This window comes from Noviherbaspirillum humi, assembly GCF_900188095.1.
Taxonomy (GTDB): Bacteria; Pseudomonadota; Gammaproteobacteria; order Burkholderiales; family Burkholderiaceae_D; genus Noviherbaspirillum; species Noviherbaspirillum humi.
The window spans coordinates 1-16,209 of record NZ_FZOT01000024.1; the positions used below are offsets into that span (position 1 = coordinate 1).

The following is a 16,209-nucleotide window of genomic DNA, read 5'->3' on the forward strand; positions in this document are numbered from 1 at the left end:
TTGTTGCCGTTGTTGACCAGGGTGTCCTGGCACTGGCTCAGCTGCTGGCTGGCGTTGAAGCTGGTGTCGCTCTTGCTCAGCGATACGCTCGGGCCACCGTAGGGCAGGGAAGGCAGGCAATAGGACGGCATGGCCGGCAGGCAGGAACCCATGCCGCCGACAATGGCGGACAGGTGGGCGGCGCCGAGTTCGGTGGTGGCAACGGACAGGTCTTTGAGGATGAGGGTTTTCATGATGGTTCTCCTGGGCTGATTCGTGAATGGGATTAAGGGTGTGGCGGGTGGATCAATGGAAGTTGATGTTGTTGCTGCCGTTCTGGGTCGGCGTGACGTTGGCCGTGATGCCGGAGGCAAAGGCGACGTTGTTGCCGTTGTTGACCTGGGTGTTCTGGCCCTGCATCAGTTGCTGGGAAGCGTCGAACTTGGTGTCGGACAGGTGCAGGTCGAAGCTGGGAGCGGACCAGGCCGGCATGCGGAAGGCATAGGTGCCGCCGCGCACGGCGCGCAGGGCTTCGCCGTCGAGGGCGGTTTCGATGTGCAGGTCTTGGATGATGATGGTTTTCATGTCGATTCTCCTGGATGGCTGGTTGGTGTGGTGAGTGAAATCTGTCGCACTCGAGCCCTATATCGCGAGGACCGTGCCAGCCATGCCGCATAAGGCGGAAAAATGCTCAAGCCCTTGAAAACAAAGCGGTATTTGCAGGCGTGGTGCGGGAGCGCTGCTCCTGGTGCGCTGAACCGGTGTCGGGGCGGATCCAACGACCTCGGCCCGAGTGTTGGTTTGTCTGTGGCAGTCGAACCGGCTTTTCTCTGTGGGTCGCAGCACTCATCAAAAGTTGGCGAGACAATCGTGGACTCGACGAGCGGATGTTGCTGAATTTGGGAAGCAGGCTGGCGGCCAAAGCGCAACCAATGCGCATGCGCGGCACCGATTTATAAATACGCCGCAGGTGACGGGGCAAAATCGATTGGATGAGAACAACTGGATGGGAAGGAGCTGGCTGCCCGGCGCTTCTGGAGACAGGCTTTGCAAAGTAATAAGGAGGGTTGGTGCCTTTATTGTTTTCAGGCCGTGGCAGCCGATGCCCATCGTCGCGTTCTCATCACACTAGGCGGCTAGCTATTTGAAGGCTGCATTGCGATGACCGCCATGCCGCACAACGCCAAGGCTGCTCCTGCCAAGTTCCAGCGAGTCAACCGCACTCCTTCCACGAGATTCAACCAAAGCAGGGCGATGGCGATGTACATGCCGCCGTATGCTGCATAGGTGCGACCGGCAGCAGCGGGGTGCAGGGTCAGAAGCCAGGCAAACACGCCGAGCGACATCGCGCCCGGAAGAAGCAGCCATGTCGGCTTCGCTTGCTTGAGTACGAGCCAAGGCAGATAGCACCCAAGAATCTCCGCGATCGCCGTAAGCGCATACAACACTGCTATTTTGAAAAAATCCATTTACACGCTCTTCATTACGCTGGGTCGATTCCGTCCATTAACAATTGCTTACCTCGGATACAGTTCATTAGCGACCGAATGACGGCCTGGCCCGTTACTGGAGTACGAGACCACTCATTCACGGAGAAAAATTTATGGAAACCAGTCGCATCCACCCACTCATCGCCGGTGCTGCCGCTTCCGTCATGCTGGTAAGCCTGGTAGGCGCAGCTGCCATTTCCGGCATCCTTCCCTCCTCACACAGCGCCGCTGCGCCGGTCGCCCAGGCGATACCGCCGGCCGCAACCTCGGCACCGCTTGTGAACGCGGCGGCCGCAGCGCCGGTACCGGCAACCGCTCCGGTCGCTGAACACAAGACGGTCGTCCATCACCGTTATGTCACCCACCGTCAGCCGGCACAAATCGCTCAAGCCGCACCCGCACCCACACCCGTGTACTCGCAGCCTGCTCCCCAGGCTCGGACCGAACAATATCATCCGGTTGGAATCGGTGTAGGGGCGGTCGTCGGCGGCTTGCTCGGCAATCAGGTCGGGGGCGGCAACGGTCGTACCCTTGCCACCATCGCTGGTGCGGTTGGCGGTGGCTATGTCGGCAATGAGATTGCCAAGCGCAATCAATGATTCGCGCCTTTGACAGGTTCTTAGAGCCTGTTAAGTATCTTTGTGACATGAGCGCAGCCACGCGAAACGGTGAAACGCCAAGGCGAAGCAGGGAATTCGGGCAGCATGCTGCCCGCCTGCGCAGCTGTACCGGCTTGCAAGCCGGTACGCGCCCTGCAAGGGTGGCATCACGACGTAGCGGGGCTACGGCAAGGAGCCGCAACGACGCAGGATGGAGCAGGGGTTTCGCCACGCATGCGTGGCGCCTGCTGAGTCGGTCCTGTGTGCAGGCAGGACCGTGGAGGTCCCGTGGCTGCCCGAAGGGTTCAAGCAGGAAGGGCGCATTGCGGCGTTGCGGCGCTTGCGCAGGGGCCACCCTGTCCGGTCGACTTCTACGCCATATGCCAGCCAGTAGGTAATGTCGCCAGGGCCAACCCCTGTGAGCTCGATCAGCGCTGCACAGTGCCTCGCTTCCCACTTGGAAAATCTGCGGCAATCATGAGGGTGCATCGCAATTTCTCCAGCAGGACGGCATCAGTCGATCCGCGCCACCAACGCTGGACCCAGGATTTGTGCCGATGATGCCCCACGATGACGAGGTCCACATCGAGGTGGTCCGCCATGTCGCGAATGACATCCGCAGGTTCTCCGGCTTCCACGTGACTCACCACCTGGAGCTCGGCATCTTGCAGCAGCTTGCACCCTTCATCGACCGCTTTACTTAACTTGCTTTTTTCAATCGCCGTCTGTTCTTCGATACTGGAGTAAGTGGCTTCCGTCACATACTCGCCCATCAGCGGTGCGGGACTTACATACGCGATGGCCAGTAGATGAATTTGCGTGGAGGGCGGCGGATTGAGCCGAATGCATTCAAGCAAGGCTGAACGGCTTTCGGCAGTGCCATCGTAGGCAACGAGAATCGAGCGGTACATGATGCCTCCATCCATGAGAATGTACTGGCATTAACTGAGGCGACGAATGTATTGCTCAAAGCCCGCTTCAGCACTTTACTGGCTGATTTCAGTATAGGCCGTTGCGCGCCCCCTGCAGGGATTTGCTTGCCAGGGCTTTGTTTCGGTGGAAGGCTCCAGGAGGACAGAGCGCCGCCATGCAGCGCGGCACCTGGGGCAGAACCCTGCGTCGCACGACTTTTCTGCGCGAGCGCGTGCTTGACTTGCCGGTCGATGGCTGAGTTGGTCAGAGACCGGCTGCGTTGCGATGAGGACGGTTACAGCGCGAGTTTGAAAAGTTCAATGGCGTTAGTGCGGCCGATGCGCAGGCGGTCGTCTTCGGAAAGCGGCGTATTGTCGAACCAGTTAGCGGCATCTTCCATGGTCTCGAACGGATAGTCCGCCGAGAACAGCACGCGATCGGTACCCATCACGTCCAGGCAGCAGCGGAACGACGGATCGCAGAAATTGCCGCTCGTGGTGACATAGAAATGGTCCTTGAAGTATTCACCGAGGTAGCGCTTGCCGGTATAGCCGCGAGGTGAAAACCGCATGCGCGCATCGATGCGCCACAGGTCGTAGGGAATGTGTTCACCGAGGTGACCGATGATGATGCGCAGGTTGGGGAAGTCGTCGAACAGCCCGGATCCGCAGAGCCGAAGCGCATGGATCGACGTCTCGACCGCGAAGCCCCAGGGCGAGCTCATCAGCCAGGGATGCCCTTCATACGGCTGGGCCCGGGCCGGGATTTGCGTGCGGGGGTGGAGATAGAACGGTACGTCAAGCTGGGATACGACCGACCAAAACCCGCGGTAGGCCGGAATGTCATAGTAGATTGCCGAGTCGGGCGTGTCTTTCTGCGTGAAGCCGTTGACGAGCGCGCCCTTGAATCCAAGTTCCTTCACGCAGCGGGTCAGCTCGGCCGCCGCCGCATCCGGGTCTTGCATCGGCAATGCCGCAAACCCGCCGAAGCGCTTCGGGTGCTTGGCTACCGCTTCGGCCATCCGGTCGTTGGCGCGGCGCGAGACCTCGATGGCTTGCCGGGTATTCAGAATGGCCTGCACCGCCGGTGCGTTCAGCGACAAGATTGCGTACTCGATGCCATTTCTGTCCATGTTCTCCAGGCGTTCGCTGTCGATGTCCAGGATCCGGCGTGCGAAGTCTTCCCAGTTGGCTGAACCTCCGGCGAACGTGCGCGAGTCTTCCAGCGTCTCATGCAGGGACATGTGTTCTTCAAATGCAATCTTGCCTTTCATTATCTGCTCCAAGAATTGACCGGTAGTGGCTCGAGAAACTGTAGCAGTTCTGGCCTTGCAAGGGATCCTCGGTCGGAAACGCCAGAGGCGGCCACGGGGCTAAGGCAAAAATGAGACCCAGGCGGCGTCATGCCGCCCGCCGCGGTTTTGCTCGGACGAACAGCCGTCAGGTGGGTGCCGCCGTTATTTTCTGCGGTCGCCCGAACCGATGTAGCGGCGGTCTGGAGAGATGAAGGCTTCCACCCGGTGGTCAAGCATGCCCGGGGGTGCGACGAAATTGAGATCGAAGCGGCGCGGAGCGGTTGCAAAGAACTGCCAGGCGAATGTGCCGCCTGGCGTGACGAAGTTGATGGTTTCTCCGCCTTCCGCATTCACCCACCTTGTGTCTGGATGAATCGCAATGGTCCGGTTGATCTGCGATACCGCCGCGGGAGCGCCGTAGAAATCGGGTCCGATAGTTGGCGACGCGCACCCGGACAACAGTGCCAGGCCCAGCAGGGCGGGCGGCAAGAATCGGCCTGGATTTCCGAGAATCATTTTGGGCTCCGGTTAAGCCATCGAGATCGTTCCTGTCATTGATGTAGACATGGCATTTCGTTTTCTTATCCCGCGCATCGTCCTTTCGCTGCCGTGGTGCTGCCCTGGCTTCCCCATGCTGCCGCACCGGAAATGGCCGGCGACGAACGAAGCAACGGCCGCATCCTGCATAGGCGATCCTCGGCATGCGGCGTGTTTCGCGGCGCCGAGGGTAGCCAACGGGGCAGGGTATCCCGGGCCGGCGCTTGCCGCCTCAAGCGAACCGGCGGCAGGCCCGGCGTGTTTCAGTCGCCGTCTGCAGCGCCGATCACCTGGTTTCCGCCGGCGAGCGGCGCATCCCAAGAGCCGCCCAGCGCGCGTATCAGCGCCACGGTGGTGACCGCGCGGTCACCCCGCAACTGCACCGCATTGCGCTCGGCGGCAGCCAGGTTGCGCTGGGCATCGAGCAAGTCGAGATAGCTGCTGCGACCGGCGCGGTACAGCGTCTGCGCGAGGTCCGCCGAGCGGCGCGCCGATGCGACCGCATTATCGATTTCGGCGCCCTGCAGCGCGAGGATGCGCAGCGCGGCCAGGTTGTCCTCGACTTCGGCGAATGCGGTCAGCACGCTCTGGCGGTAGGCGGCAACCGCCTCCTCCAGCGCCGCCTCGCTGCGCGCCACGTCGCTGCGGATGCGCCCGCCGTCGAGCAGGGGAGCGGCCAGCGCCGCGCCCAGCAGCCAGGAGCGGCTGCTCCATTTGAACACGTCGGCGAAGCTGGTCCCGATGCCGCCGGCGGCAGCGCCGATGGTGAGCGCGGGAAACATGGCGGCGCGGGACACGCCGATGCGGGCATTCGCCGCTTCCATGCCGCGCTGGGCGATGGCGATGTCGGGCCGGCGCTGCAGCAGCGCCGACGGCAGGCCGGCCGGGACGACCGGCAGCGCCAGCGCTTCGTCCAGCGGGCTGACCGGTGCGCTGATGGCGGAGGCGGGCTGGCCGAGCAATACCGCCAGCGCATGCTCGGCTGCCGCCCGCTGGCGCTGCAGGCCGACGGCCTCGGCGCGCGCGGTGGCCAGCGCGCTCCTGGCGCGCACCAGGTCGAGTTCGCCGATATCGCCCAGCTCGAAGCGGCGGCCGGTGATGCGCACGCTTTCCTCGCGCAGCTGCACCGTGTGCTCCAGCGTCGCCAGCTCGGCATCCAGCGAACGCATCCGGAAATACGTCTGTGCCACGTCGGCCTGCAACGACAGCAGCACCGACCGGTAGGTCGCTTCCATGGCGCCGGCCTCGCCGCGGGCGGCGGCGACGCTGGAGGAGACGCGGCCGAACAGGTCGACCTCATAGCTGGCCGACAGGCGCGCGGCATAGACGTTGGCCGTCGGCACCGGCGTGCCCGGCGGCAGGTTCACTTCCAGCGGCGAGCGGCGTACGCGGTCGGCGCTGATGCCGATGCCGGCCTGCGGACTCCGATCCGCCTCGGCGATGCCGGCGATTGCGCGCGCCTGCCTGACCCGGGCAGCTGCCACCGCCAGGGTCTGGTTGCTGGCAGTGGCCTGATCGATCAAGGCGTTCAGGGTCGCGTCGTTGAAGGCGCGCCACCATTCGCCGCGCGGCTGCGCCTCGGCCGGCCGGCCGACTTGCCAGGTGGTGCCGTCGGCTGCCCTGACTACCGCCTCGCCTCCCGGGATTGCGGCGGGCCGCTGGGCTTCTCGAAACGCCGCCGGGATGGCGACGTCCGGCTGCCGGAATTCGGGGGCGGCACAGGCGGCGAGCAGCAGCGCGGCAAGCAGGGCGACGCCCAATGATTGGGTGGTTTTCATATCAGTGATTTCCTTACAGTGCAGGCGAACGGTCCGCGATGCCGACCGACGGCGCGCCGGCCTGGGCCGGCTTGCCGAGCCCTTTCGCAAGCGTGCGTACCAGGACATAGAACAGCGGCGTGAGGAACAGGCCGAAGAACGTGACGCCGAGCATGCCGGCAAACACCGCGATGCCCATCGCATGCCGCATCTCGGCGCCGGCGCCGTGCGAAAACACCAGCGGCACCACGCCCATGATGAAGGCGATCGACGTCATCAGGATGGGGCGCAGCCGCAGGCGGCAGGCTTCCAGCGCGGCGCTGGCGATGCCATGGCCGTGGCGTTCCAGCTCCAGCGCGAACTCGACGATCAGGATGGCGTTCTTCGACGCCAGGCCGACCAGCACGAACAGCGCAATCTGCGTGAAGATGTTGTTGTCGCCGCCGCTCAGCTTGACTCCGACGAGTGCGCACAGGATCGACATCGGCACGATCAGGATCACCGCCAGCGGCAGGGTCCAGCTTTCGTACTGGGCGGCCAGCACCAGGAACACCAGCAGCACGCACAGCGGGAACACATAGAGCATGGTGTTGCCGGCCAGGATGTCCTGGTAGGTGAGGTCGGTCCACTCGTAGCTGATGCCCTTGGGCAGCGTCTCCCGCACGATTTCTTCCATGATCGCCTGTGCCTGGCCGGAGGAAACGCCCGGTGCCGGCGCGCCGTTGATCTCGGCGGCGACATAGTTGTTGTAGCGCTGCACCCGGTCCGGCCCGTAGGCGTCGCGGATCTTCATGATCGAGGACAGCGGAATCATCTCGCCCCTGCCGTTGCGCACCTTGAGCTGGGCGATCTGCTCGCGCTGCGAACGGAACTGGGCGTCGGCCTGCACCCGCACCTGATAGGTGCGGCCGAACTGGTTGAAGTCGTTGACGTAGAGCGAGCCGAGGTAGATCTGCAGCGCCTGGTTGATCTCGGCCAGCGGCACGCCCATCTGCTTGGCGCGGACGCGGTCGACATCGGCGAACAGCTGCGGCACGTTGATCTGGTAGCCCGAGAACACGCCCTGCAGTCGCTTGTCCGTCGCAGCCTTGGCCTGCACCGCCTGGACTGCCTTGTTCAGTGCTTCATGGCCGAGGTTGCTGCGGTCCTCGATCATCATCTTGAAGCCGCCGGTGGTGCCCAGGCCGTTGACGGGAGGCGGCGGCAGCACCATCACGAAGGCATCCTCGATGGCGCCCATGCGGCGGTTGATGTCGGCCGCGATCGCTTCGGCGCTTTGCGACTTGCCCTGGCGCTGGTCGAACGGCTTGAGCGTGGTGAAGACGATGCCGGCATTCGGCGCATTGGTGAAGCCGTTGATCGACAGGCCGGGGAAGGCCACCGAGGACTCCACGCCGGGTATGGCGGCGGCGATGTCGGACATCTTGCGGATCACCGCGTCGGTACGGTCGAGCGAGGCGGCGTCCGGCAGCTGAGCGAAGCCGATCAGGTACGCCTTGTCCTGCGACGGCACGAAGCCGGGCGGCACCGCCTTGAATACGAACACGCCGGCGACGGCCAGCAGCGCATAGGCTGCCAGCGCTGCGCGCTTGCGGCGCAGCACGCCCTGCACGCTGTCGGCATAGCGCTGCGAGGAGCGGCCGAAGAAGCGGTTGAAGGCGGCGAAGAAGCGGCCGAACACCGCATCCATCAAGCGCGTCAGGCGGTCACGGGGGGCGTCATGCGGCTGCAGCAGCACCGCCGACAGCGCCGGCGCCAGCGTCAGCGAGTTGAAGGCGGAGATGACGGTCGAGATCGCGATGGTCAGCGCGAACTGGCGGTAGAACTGGCCGGTCAGGCCGGACACGAAGGCGATCGGCACGAACACGGCGCACAGCACCAGCGCGATGGCGATGATCGGGCCGCTGACTTCCTTCATTGCCTGCACGGTGGCGTCGTGCGGATTCAGGCCGCCGGCGATGTTGCGCTCGACGTTCTCCACCACCACGATGGCATCGTCGACCACGATGCCGATGGCCAGCACCAGGCCGAACAGCGACAGCGTGTTGATCGAAAAGCCGAACAGCAGCATCACGGCGAAGGTGCCGACCACCGACACCGGCACGGCCAGCAGCGGGATCAGCGACGCGCGCCAGGTCTGCAGGAACACGATGACGACCAGCGCCACCAGCGCCACCGCTTCGATCAGGGTGTACACGACGGAGTTGATCGACTCGCGCACGAACTGCGTCGGGTCGTACACGATCTCGTAGCCGACGCCTTCGGGAAAGTCCTTCGCCAGTTCCGCCATCTTGGCGCGCACGTCGGCCGACAGCTGCAGCGCGTTGGCGTTCGGCGCCTCGAAGATCGGGATGGCGACCGCGGACTTGTTGTCCAGCAGCGAGCGCAGCGCGTAGGAATTCGAGCCGAGCTCCAGGCGCGCCACATCCTTGAGCAGGGTCGGCGCCCCGTCGGCATTGGTCTTGACGACGATGCCGCCGAATTCCTCGACCGTCTTCAGCCGGCCCTGGGTGTTGACGGTCAGCTGGAAGTCCGCGTCCCGGGACGGACCCTGGCCGACCACGCCGGCGGCGACCTGCACGTTCTGCTCGCGGATGGCGGCGACGATGTCGCCGGCGGACAGATTGCGCGCCGCCGCCTTCTGCGGGTCGAGCCAGACGCGCATTGCGTAGTCGCCGGAGCCGAACAGCTGCACTTCGCCGATGCCGTGGATGCGCGCCAGCTGATCCTTGATGTTCAGCAGCGCGTAATTGCGCAGGTAGAGGTCGTCGTAGCGGCCGTCCGGTGAATTCAGGTGCACCACCATGGTCAGGTTGGGCGAACTCTTGACGGTCGTGACGCCGATCTGCCGCACCTCTTCCGGCAGGCGCGGCAGCGCGCGCTGCACCCGGTTCTGCACCGCGGTCTCGGCCTGCTCGACGTTGGTGCCGATCTTGAAGGTCACGGTCAGCATCAGCGCGCCGTCCGAGGTGTTTTGCGAGCTCATGTAGAGCATGTCCTCGACGCCGTTGATCTGCTCCTCGAGCGGCGTGGCGACGGTTTCGGCGATCACCTGCGGATTGGCGCCCGGGTACTGGGCGCGCACCACCACCGAAGGCGGCACCACGTCCGGGTATTCCGAGACCGGCAGCAGGAACATCGCGATGAGGCCGGCCACGAAGACCAGGATCGACAGCACCGCGGCGAAGATCGGCTTGTCGACGAAAAAGCGTGAAATGTTCATGGCGTGTTATTCCTTGTTTGCCGTGTTTGTCATGGCCAGCGTGGCATTCGCGTCCTTGGCCTGCGCCGCGCCGGCGACCATCGGCACGACCTGGGCACTGACCGGCGCGCCCGGCCGCACGCGCTGCAGGCCGTTGACGATGACCTTGTCGCCCGGCTTCAGGCCGGCGCGCACGATGCGCAGGCCATCGACCACCGGCCCAAGCTTGATCTCGCGGTACTCGGCCTTGCCGCCGTCGCCGACGACGAACACGAATTTGCGGCTCTGGTCGGTGCCGATGGCGCGGTCGGTGACGAGCAGCGCCCTGGACCTTTCACCGCCGATCTGGACGCGCGCGAACAGGCCCGGCGTCATGCTGCGGTCGGCGTTGGCGAAGGCGGCGCGCATGCGCACGCTGCCGCTGCGGGCGTCGAGCTGGTTGTCGACGAACTCCAGTGCGCCTTCATGCGGAAACCCGTCCTCGTTGACCAGGCCGACCCGCACCGGCACCGCCTGCCCGGCGCGGGCGCGCCGGCTCACGCGCAGGAAGGTTTCCTCGTCGCCGTCGAAGCTGGCATAGATGCGGTCGAGCGATACCACCGAGGTCAGCACGGCGGAGGCGTCCACCAGGTTGCCGAGCGTGACCTCGGCTTTCGAGACGCGCCCGCTGATCGGCGCCGTGACCCGGGTATAGGACAGGTTCAGCCGCGCGGCCTCGGCCTGGGCCGCGGCGGCGAGGGCGCTGGCATCGAGTTCCTTCTGGGCGGCAGCCTTTTCCTCATATTCGCGCTGGGCGATGGCCTTGTCGCCGAGCAGGCGCTCGGCGCGTTGAAGCTCCAGCCGCGCGAGGTCGGCGCGGGCCCGGGCCGACTTCGCGGCCGCCTCGGCGCGGTCGGCTTCGGCCTGGTACGGGCGCGGGTCGATGACGAACAGCACGTCGCCTTTCTTCACGTCGGTGCCCGGCTTGAAGTTGACCGACGTGATGAAGCCGGCGACGCGCGGGCGAATCTCGACGCGCTCCACTGCTTCCAGGCGCCCGGAAAATTCCTGGGTCTCCGCCACCGGCTGCTCGAGCACGGCGGAGGCCGTCACCGCCGGTCCGGCATCCGGCGCGGGACCAGCGGCGGCCTGGCCGGCGGCATCGGAGCAGCCGGCCAGCGCGGCGGCGATGCCGGTCGCTCCCAGGGCCAGCAAGAGGGGCCGCAGCGCGGTCCCGAATCGATTCATCTGTCTCATGATATTCCTCCTTTGTTGCTTATTTGTTAATCATCGGGCGAAGCCAGGCCTTTCCGGTCTGCTTCGGGAAATTTCAGGAAAAAGCGGGTCCCCGCGCGTGGCGCGTTATTAAGGCTCGATTAATGGTGCGTGGTCAGTCGTGCAGTGCAGGGTCAACAGCTCTCGGGCGGCGATTCCTCGTCGAGGCCGGCGATGAAGTTCGCGATCTCGCTCAGCGCATGGGCCTGGCAGGCGCATTCGTTGCGCGCATTCGGTTCCTGCAGGCGGGTGGCCTGCAGCCGCCTGACGGTGGTCGGCACCCCGAACTGGATCAGCTTGCTGCCGTAAGCCTCCGCCTCGTCGCGCAGCGGGTCATCCTCGGCCGACAGGATCAGCGCCGGCGGCAGGTTCTTCAAGCGGCTCGACTGCAGCGGCGACGCGTACGGATGACTGCGGTCGGCCGGATGGGGCAGGTAATCGCGGTAGGCCGCCGCGCATTCGTCGACCACACGGGCTTCGTCGGGGCAGCTCGGCATCTCGCGCATCGAGCAGGTGGACAGGCCCGGATCGAGCATCGGCATGATCAGGATCTGGCCGGCCAGCGTGGGCGCGCCCCGGTCGCGCGCCATCAGCGCGCACACCGCGGCCAGGTTGGCGCCGGCCTCGATGCCGGCCACCAGCATGCGCTTGCCGGTCCAGCCGAGCTTGCTGCGATTCTTCTTGGCCCACAGCAGCACCGCATGCGCATCTTCGACCGCGGCCGGGAACGGTTTCACGGTGGCCGGGGTGTAGCTCGAGGACAGCACCACCGGATACCCGCTGGCCTCGGCCAGGTGGCGCAGGAAGGGGTCCGGCTGCTCCAGGTCGCCATCGACGAAGCCGCCGCCGTGGAAAAAGACGATCAGCACGTCGCGCCGGCCATCCGCGCTGGCCTTGTACAGGCGCGCCGCCAGCGGCCCCTCGGCGCCGCCGACTTCCAGCTCGCGCACTGCAAGCGTTTGGGGGCGGATCTGGGATGCCGGGCTCATCGCTTGCCCTCCTGGAGGGTTGCCAGGTCGGCGGGTACGGCGGCAAGGGCGGGCGGTTGTCTGGTGTTCATGGTAGTCCCGGAGTCGGTTCGTGCACGCTTGCAATGGAATGAACTCATCTGCAACCGTAACGGCACTATAGTCCCCAGCTGAGATATGATAAATAGTTCATTTACGAATCAATTGTTCAGAATCCTGAACAATAAGGGCTCAACACGGGGAAGGGTAATGAACAAGCTGCAAGCCATGGAAATCTTCGTACAGGTCGTGGATACCGGAAGCTTCACGCGAGCCGCCGAGATGCTGCAGCTGCCCAAGGCGACCGTGTCGACCCTGGTGCAATCGCTGGAAGCGGCCCTCTCGGCAAAGCTGCTGCACCGGACCACGCGGCAGGTGACCGTCACCACCGACGGCGCCGCCTACTACGAGCGCTGCCTGCGCATCCTGTCCGATGTCCGGGATGCCGAGGAATCGTTGTCGCGCTCGCGGTTGTCGCCCAGCGGCCGGCTGCGGGTGGACGCGCCTACCGGGCTGTCGAGCGAGATCCTGGTGCCGGCCTTGCCGACGTTTTTCGAGCGCTATCCCGACATCGCGCTCGAGCTCGGCAGTTCCGACCGGCCGGTGGACCTGATCGAGGAGGGCGTCGACTGCGCCGTGCGCGGCGGGGAACTGATGGATACGAGCCTGATCGCGCGCCGCGTCGGCGTGATCAACTTCATCACGGCGGCGACGCCCTCCTATCTGGCGCGCCATGGCATGCCGCAGCATCCGCGCGACCTTGCCCAGCACCGTTGCGTGAATTTCTTTTCGCCGAAGACCGGCAAGACCTACGACTGGGATTTCCGGCGTGATGACGAGTACATCGTCATGCCGATGCGCGGCGGGATCGCCTTGAACGATTCCAATGCCTACGTCGAGGCGGGCGTGGCCGGGCTGGGGATCATCCAGATGGCCGACTACCTGGTGAGCAAGTATGTCGATACGGGGCGGATGGTGCAGATTCTTCCGGACTGGCGCAGCGATCCCTTGCCGATCCATGTGGTGTATCCCCAAAACCGGCACCTGTCGGCGAAAGTACGGGTGTTCGTCGAGTGGGTGGCCGAACTGTTCGCGGCCAATCCCCATATGCACATCGGCACCGCACCGGGCGTGCCGGCCGCCCCCCGGGTATCGGTCTCGGCCTGATGCTGGCCAAGCGTGGTCGTGGCGCAACATCAAACGGCGACACGATCCGGCTCCAGTTGATCGATCGTGAACCGCGGGTTCCGGGGGCCGTCAGACGCACACATCGGCACCGACTGCCGCCGAAACTCCGGAAAAGCTGGCCCAGCGCAGGGCGATGGCGCTGCGCGGGCCGATGAAGAACGGCGCGATCGCGGATGCCGCACCGGCCGGCAGCGTCCGTATTCCAACGGCTGATACGCCGCTCCGGGCCTCGTTGCGGCGAACCTGGATCGTCCATTCCGCTGCGCGTTGTGGCGCCTGCTGGCGCGTTGCGCCATACTGCGCTCATGACTACCCTGATTACTGCCGATTGCCTGCGCGGACTGGTTGCGGTTGCCGACTGGATCTGGCCGCTGCCCATGATCGCGCCCGAGAGGCCGGTCGCGCTGCACGTGCTGGTGCGGCAGTACCTGCCGGAGGCCGGTGCGCTGGCGTCGCTGCTGGCTTATTTCGATGACAGCGATGCCCAGGACAGGCAGGCGATCGCAGAGGAGTTGCAGCAGTTGTGCGCGGATGGCATGGGCGACGACGACGCGGCGCAGCTGCTCGGCGCCTGGCTGGCGCGGCAGGCGATCAAGCAGGCCCGGGACGCCTGCAGGCCCCAATAATCCTCACGCATCCTTAATGCACCCATCAGCGTGGCGGCATGAACAACCGTTAAAGGTTGCTGCGAACTTCAGCGAAATGGCATCACCGGATTCATGTCCACCATGTGGAAAAACATCGATCTCATTCGCGCGATGAATAATACGTATCTGCCTTGCCTATTGGACGGGATGGCAGCCGCTGGCTATCATCAATCCGTCTCCTCTGATTCTCTCGAATTGGATTCGCCCGGTCACCGCCACGCGGTCACCGGGCTTTTTTCTGGGCCTGCACGCTGACGGCAGCGAAACGGCGATGAATTGCTTGTGCCGCCAATGCTGCGCACGACCTGGAGTTCTGCCCGGGTTTTTCATTCCCCGCCTGAGTCACGCATTCCGAGGGTTGCGCCATCGCTGCGGCCGATATCGTTGGATTTCGGTCGCACCTTGCCTGGATATGCCGCCGATTTCATCAGGGATCGCAGCGCGGCACTATAATTGCTACTTCGCAACTCAGCAGCCCAAAAGCGTGGTTTGACACATTAATAGCTCGAAACCGCGTTCATCAAGCGGCATCTTTTGCGCCTGGATAGTGCATTCCGCCGGCGCCGCACCAAGAACGAGCACCTTTAAGCCGATCCAACGGCAATACTCCACTGGCCATTCATGAACCTATCCCGCAAGCTTCCACTCGCCTTCGTCTCCGTATCGCTCATCGTCGCGCTTGCCGGCTCGATCGGCATCTTCCAGCTGGATCGAACCTCGGCCAATTACACCCGCATCATCGAAGTCGATTATGAGAACGAGCAGGCGGTCGGCACGCTCCTGGTCGACTTCAAGACCCAGGTGCAGGAATGGAAGAACATTCTGTTGCGCGGCAAGGATCCGAAGCAGCTCGACAAGTACTGGACGGCGTTCCAGAAGCGCGAGAAGTCGGTGGGAGAGGGCGCGCGCAAGCTGCACGACGCGTTGCCGGCCGGGGAGTCGCGCGACCTGATCGACCGGTTCGCGCAAGCCCATCGAAAGATGGGCGAGGACTACCGCAAAGGCTTCGAGCTTTTCACCCACTCCGACTTCGATTTCGCGGCGGCAGATGCAGCCGTCAATGGCAAGGACCGCGCGCCGGCCGAGTTGCTCGATCAGGCGCGCACCCGGATCGTCGACGCCACCAAGGAGGGCGTGCAGGAGGCCCACGCGTCGGCCGAGCAGGCGATGAAGGTGAGCATCGGGCTGATGGCGCTCGGCTTCCTGGGCGCGGCCATTGGCGGAGTCCTCCTGTCGCGGTCCATCACCCGGCCGCTGCGTGAAGCGGTGGCGGTCGCCGAGAAAGTGGCCCAAGGCGATCTGACCAGCCGGTTCGGAAAACTGGCCGACGACGAGCTGGGCCAGCTGCTGGCCGCGCTCCAGCGCATGAACGGCAATCTTGGCTCGATGGTGCAGCGGATCCGCAGCAGCGCCGAGACCATCGCAAACGAATCGAGCGAGATCGCGGCGGGGAACCTGGATCTCTCGGCGCGCACCGAGCAGCAAGCGTCCTCGCTTGGCGAAACCGCGTCTTCCATGGAACAGCTGACCGCCACGGTGAAGCAGAATGCCGACAATGCCGAAGGCGCCAACCGGGTGTCGGTACAAACCTCCAATGTCGCGGTAAAAGGCGGCAAGGTGGTTGCCCAAGTCGTCGAGGCGATGGAGTCGATCGATTCCGATGCGAAGCGGATTGCCGACATCGTATCGGTCATCGAGGGCATCGCCTTCCAGACCAACATCCTGGCGCTGAATGCGGCGGTCGAGGCGGCCAGGGCTGGCGAGCAGGGCCGCGGGTTTGCCGTGGTGGCGGCGGAGGTCAGGAGCCTGGCGCAGCGCTCGGGCGCGGCCGCCAAGGAAATCGAGGGCCTGATCACGGCCTCCGTCGAGACGGTTTCGGCGGGAAGCAGGCTCGTCACCGAGGCGGGGTCGACCATGGAGGAAGTCGTCGCCAGCGTGCAGCGCGTCACCGGCATCATGGGCGACATCTTGACTGCCAGCCGGGAACAGGGCGCGGGCATCGAACAGGTCAACCACGCCGTATCGGAAATGGAGCAAGTGACCCAGCAGAACGCGGCGCTGGTGGAACAGGCTGCGGCCGCCGCGCGATCGATGCAGGAGCAGGCGATGCAACTCACCGAGGCGGTAAGCGCATTCCGCGTTTGAAAATGGCCGCGGCCGATGAACTAGCGCATCCAATGAGGGTAACGTTCTCGCGGCCGGCCTTCGCGGATGGCCGGATTATCGGTCATCCCGGGAATGGAGCCGGTTGCCGAACCAAGCCAGCGGAAACTTGGAGGACGACTGGCTCCAGGAATGATCCTTTTCGCTTCAAGCTTTGTTTTACATAATGCAAATTATAGG

At 64.5% G+C, this 16,209-nt stretch carries 14 protein-coding genes; 4 read left to right on the plus strand and 10 right to left on the minus strand.

Annotated elements, in window-relative coordinates:
• The 3 genes from CHB88_RS21965 to CHB88_RS21975 form a co-directional block, all read right to left on the minus strand.
• A partial coding sequence (locus tag CHB88_RS21965; RefSeq protein WP_143131429.1) for a hypothetical protein occupies window positions 1-233 on the minus strand: 233 nt, incomplete at its 3' end.
• 52 nt (window positions 234-285) lie between these two features.
• The gene (locus CHB88_RS21970; protein ID WP_089401501.1) at window positions 286-564 is read right to left on the minus strand and encodes a hypothetical protein; all 279 of its coding nucleotides are present in this window, start codon (window positions 562-564) and stop codon (window positions 286-288) included.
• 551 nt (window positions 565-1,115) lie between these two features.
• Complete coding sequence (locus CHB88_RS21975) at window positions 1,116-1,448, minus strand: YnfA family protein (RefSeq protein WP_089401502.1); 333 nt, start codon at window positions 1,446-1,448, stop codon at window positions 1,116-1,118.
• 134 nt (window positions 1,449-1,582) lie between these two features.
• On the opposite strand from CHB88_RS21975, the gene CHB88_RS25925 reads away from it, so the two are divergent.
• Window positions 1,583-2,068, plus strand: coding sequence for a glycine zipper 2TM domain-containing protein (locus tag CHB88_RS25925; RefSeq protein ID WP_089401503.1), 486 nt, complete (start codon window positions 1,583-1,585; stop codon window positions 2,066-2,068).
• A gap of 428 nt (window positions 2,069-2,496) precedes the next feature.
• Here CHB88_RS25925 and CHB88_RS21985 read toward each other — a convergent pair whose 3' ends face one another.
• The 7 genes from CHB88_RS21985 to CHB88_RS22015 form a co-directional block, all read right to left on the minus strand.
• The gene (locus tag CHB88_RS21985; protein WP_089401504.1) at window positions 2,497-2,979 is read right to left on the minus strand and encodes a universal stress protein; all 483 of its coding nucleotides are present in this window, start codon (window positions 2,977-2,979) and stop codon (window positions 2,497-2,499) included.
• 296 nt (window positions 2,980-3,275) lie between these two features.
• Window positions 3,276-4,253: an amidohydrolase family protein gene (locus tag CHB88_RS21990; RefSeq protein ID WP_089401505.1), complete on the minus strand. Its 978-nt coding sequence runs from the start codon at window positions 4,251-4,253 to the stop codon at window positions 3,276-3,278.
• 183 nt (window positions 4,254-4,436) lie between these two features.
• A complete protein-coding gene (locus tag CHB88_RS21995) occupies window positions 4,437-4,790 on the minus strand; it encodes a CzcE family metal-binding protein (protein WP_089401506.1) in 354 nt (117 codons plus the stop codon).
• A 284-nt stretch (window positions 4,791-5,074) separates the two neighbouring features.
• Window positions 5,075-6,589 (minus strand): efflux transporter outer membrane subunit, encoded by a 1,515-nt coding sequence (locus CHB88_RS22000; protein ID WP_089401507.1) that lies wholly within the window; start codon window positions 6,587-6,589, stop codon window positions 5,075-5,077.
• Between the two features lie 13 nt (window positions 6,590-6,602).
• Window positions 6,603-9,791 (minus strand): efflux RND transporter permease subunit, encoded by a 3,189-nt coding sequence (locus CHB88_RS22005; RefSeq protein ID WP_089401508.1) that lies wholly within the window; start codon window positions 9,789-9,791, stop codon window positions 6,603-6,605.
• 6 nt (window positions 9,792-9,797) lie between these two features.
• The gene (locus CHB88_RS22010) at window positions 9,798-11,006 is read right to left on the minus strand and encodes an efflux RND transporter periplasmic adaptor subunit (protein WP_089401509.1); all 1,209 of its coding nucleotides are present in this window, start codon (window positions 11,004-11,006) and stop codon (window positions 9,798-9,800) included.
• A 152-nt stretch (window positions 11,007-11,158) separates the two neighbouring features.
• Complete coding sequence (locus CHB88_RS22015; RefSeq protein ID WP_089401510.1) at window positions 11,159-12,013, minus strand: alpha/beta hydrolase; 855 nt, start codon at window positions 12,011-12,013, stop codon at window positions 11,159-11,161.
• Window positions 12,014-12,241: 228 nt separating this feature from the next.
• Between CHB88_RS22015 and CHB88_RS22020 the strand changes: the two genes are divergently transcribed.
• The 3 genes from CHB88_RS22020 to CHB88_RS22030 all read left to right on the plus strand — a co-directional run bounded on the left by CHB88_RS22020 (window position 12,242) and on the right by CHB88_RS22030 (window position 16,011).
• Window positions 12,242-13,198: a LysR family transcriptional regulator gene (locus tag CHB88_RS22020; RefSeq protein ID WP_089401511.1), complete on the plus strand. Its 957-nt coding sequence runs from the start codon at window positions 12,242-12,244 to the stop codon at window positions 13,196-13,198.
• Between the two features lie 326 nt (window positions 13,199-13,524).
• Window positions 13,525-13,845, plus strand: a complete 321-nt coding sequence (locus CHB88_RS22025) for a hypothetical protein (RefSeq protein WP_089401512.1) — start codon at window positions 13,525-13,527, stop codon at window positions 13,843-13,845.
• Between the two features lie 642 nt (window positions 13,846-14,487).
• Window positions 14,488-16,011 (plus strand): methyl-accepting chemotaxis protein, encoded by a 1,524-nt coding sequence (locus CHB88_RS22030; RefSeq protein WP_089401513.1) that lies wholly within the window; start codon window positions 14,488-14,490, stop codon window positions 16,009-16,011.
• Window positions 16,012-16,209: the final 198 nt, after the last annotated feature.

Coding starts and splice junctions, on each gene's coding strand:
- CHB88_RS22030 (WP_089401513.1), top strand. CDS start 14,488: ATGAACCTATCCCGCAAGCTTCCACTCGCCTTCGTCTCCGTATCGCTC.
- CHB88_RS21995 (WP_089401506.1), bottom strand. CDS start 4,790: ATGATTCTCGGAAATCCAGGCCGATTCTTGCCGCCCGCCCTGCTGGGC.
- CHB88_RS22020 (WP_089401511.1), top strand. CDS start 12,242: ATGAACAAGCTGCAAGCCATGGAAATCTTCGTACAGGTCGTGGATACC.
- CHB88_RS22025 (WP_089401512.1), top strand. CDS start 13,525: ATGACTACCCTGATTACTGCCGATTGCCTGCGCGGACTGGTTGCGGTT.
- CHB88_RS22010 (WP_089401509.1), bottom strand. CDS start 11,006: ATGAGACAGATGAATCGATTCGGGACCGCGCTGCGGCCCCTCTTGCTG.
- CHB88_RS21990 (WP_089401505.1), bottom strand. CDS start 4,253: ATGAAAGGCAAGATTGCATTTGAAGAACACATGTCCCTGCATGAGACG.
- CHB88_RS21985 (WP_089401504.1), bottom strand. CDS start 2,979: ATGTACCGCTCGATTCTCGTTGCCTACGATGGCACTGCCGAAAGCCGT.
- CHB88_RS21975 (WP_089401502.1), bottom strand. CDS start 1,448: ATGGATTTTTTCAAAATAGCAGTGTTGTATGCGCTTACGGCGATCGCG.
- CHB88_RS21970 (WP_089401501.1), bottom strand. CDS start 564: ATGAAAACCATCATCATCCAAGACCTGCACATCGAAACCGCCCTCGAC.
- CHB88_RS22005 (WP_089401508.1), bottom strand. CDS start 9,791: ATGAACATTTCACGCTTTTTCGTCGACAAGCCGATCTTCGCCGCGGTG.
- CHB88_RS22000 (WP_089401507.1), bottom strand. CDS start 6,589: ATGAAAACCACCCAATCATTGGGCGTCGCCCTGCTTGCCGCGCTGCTG.
- CHB88_RS25925 (WP_089401503.1), top strand. CDS start 1,583: ATGGAAACCAGTCGCATCCACCCACTCATCGCCGGTGCTGCCGCTTCC.
- CHB88_RS22015 (WP_089401510.1), bottom strand. CDS start 12,013: ATGAGCCCGGCATCCCAGATCCGCCCCCAAACGCTTGCAGTGCGCGAG.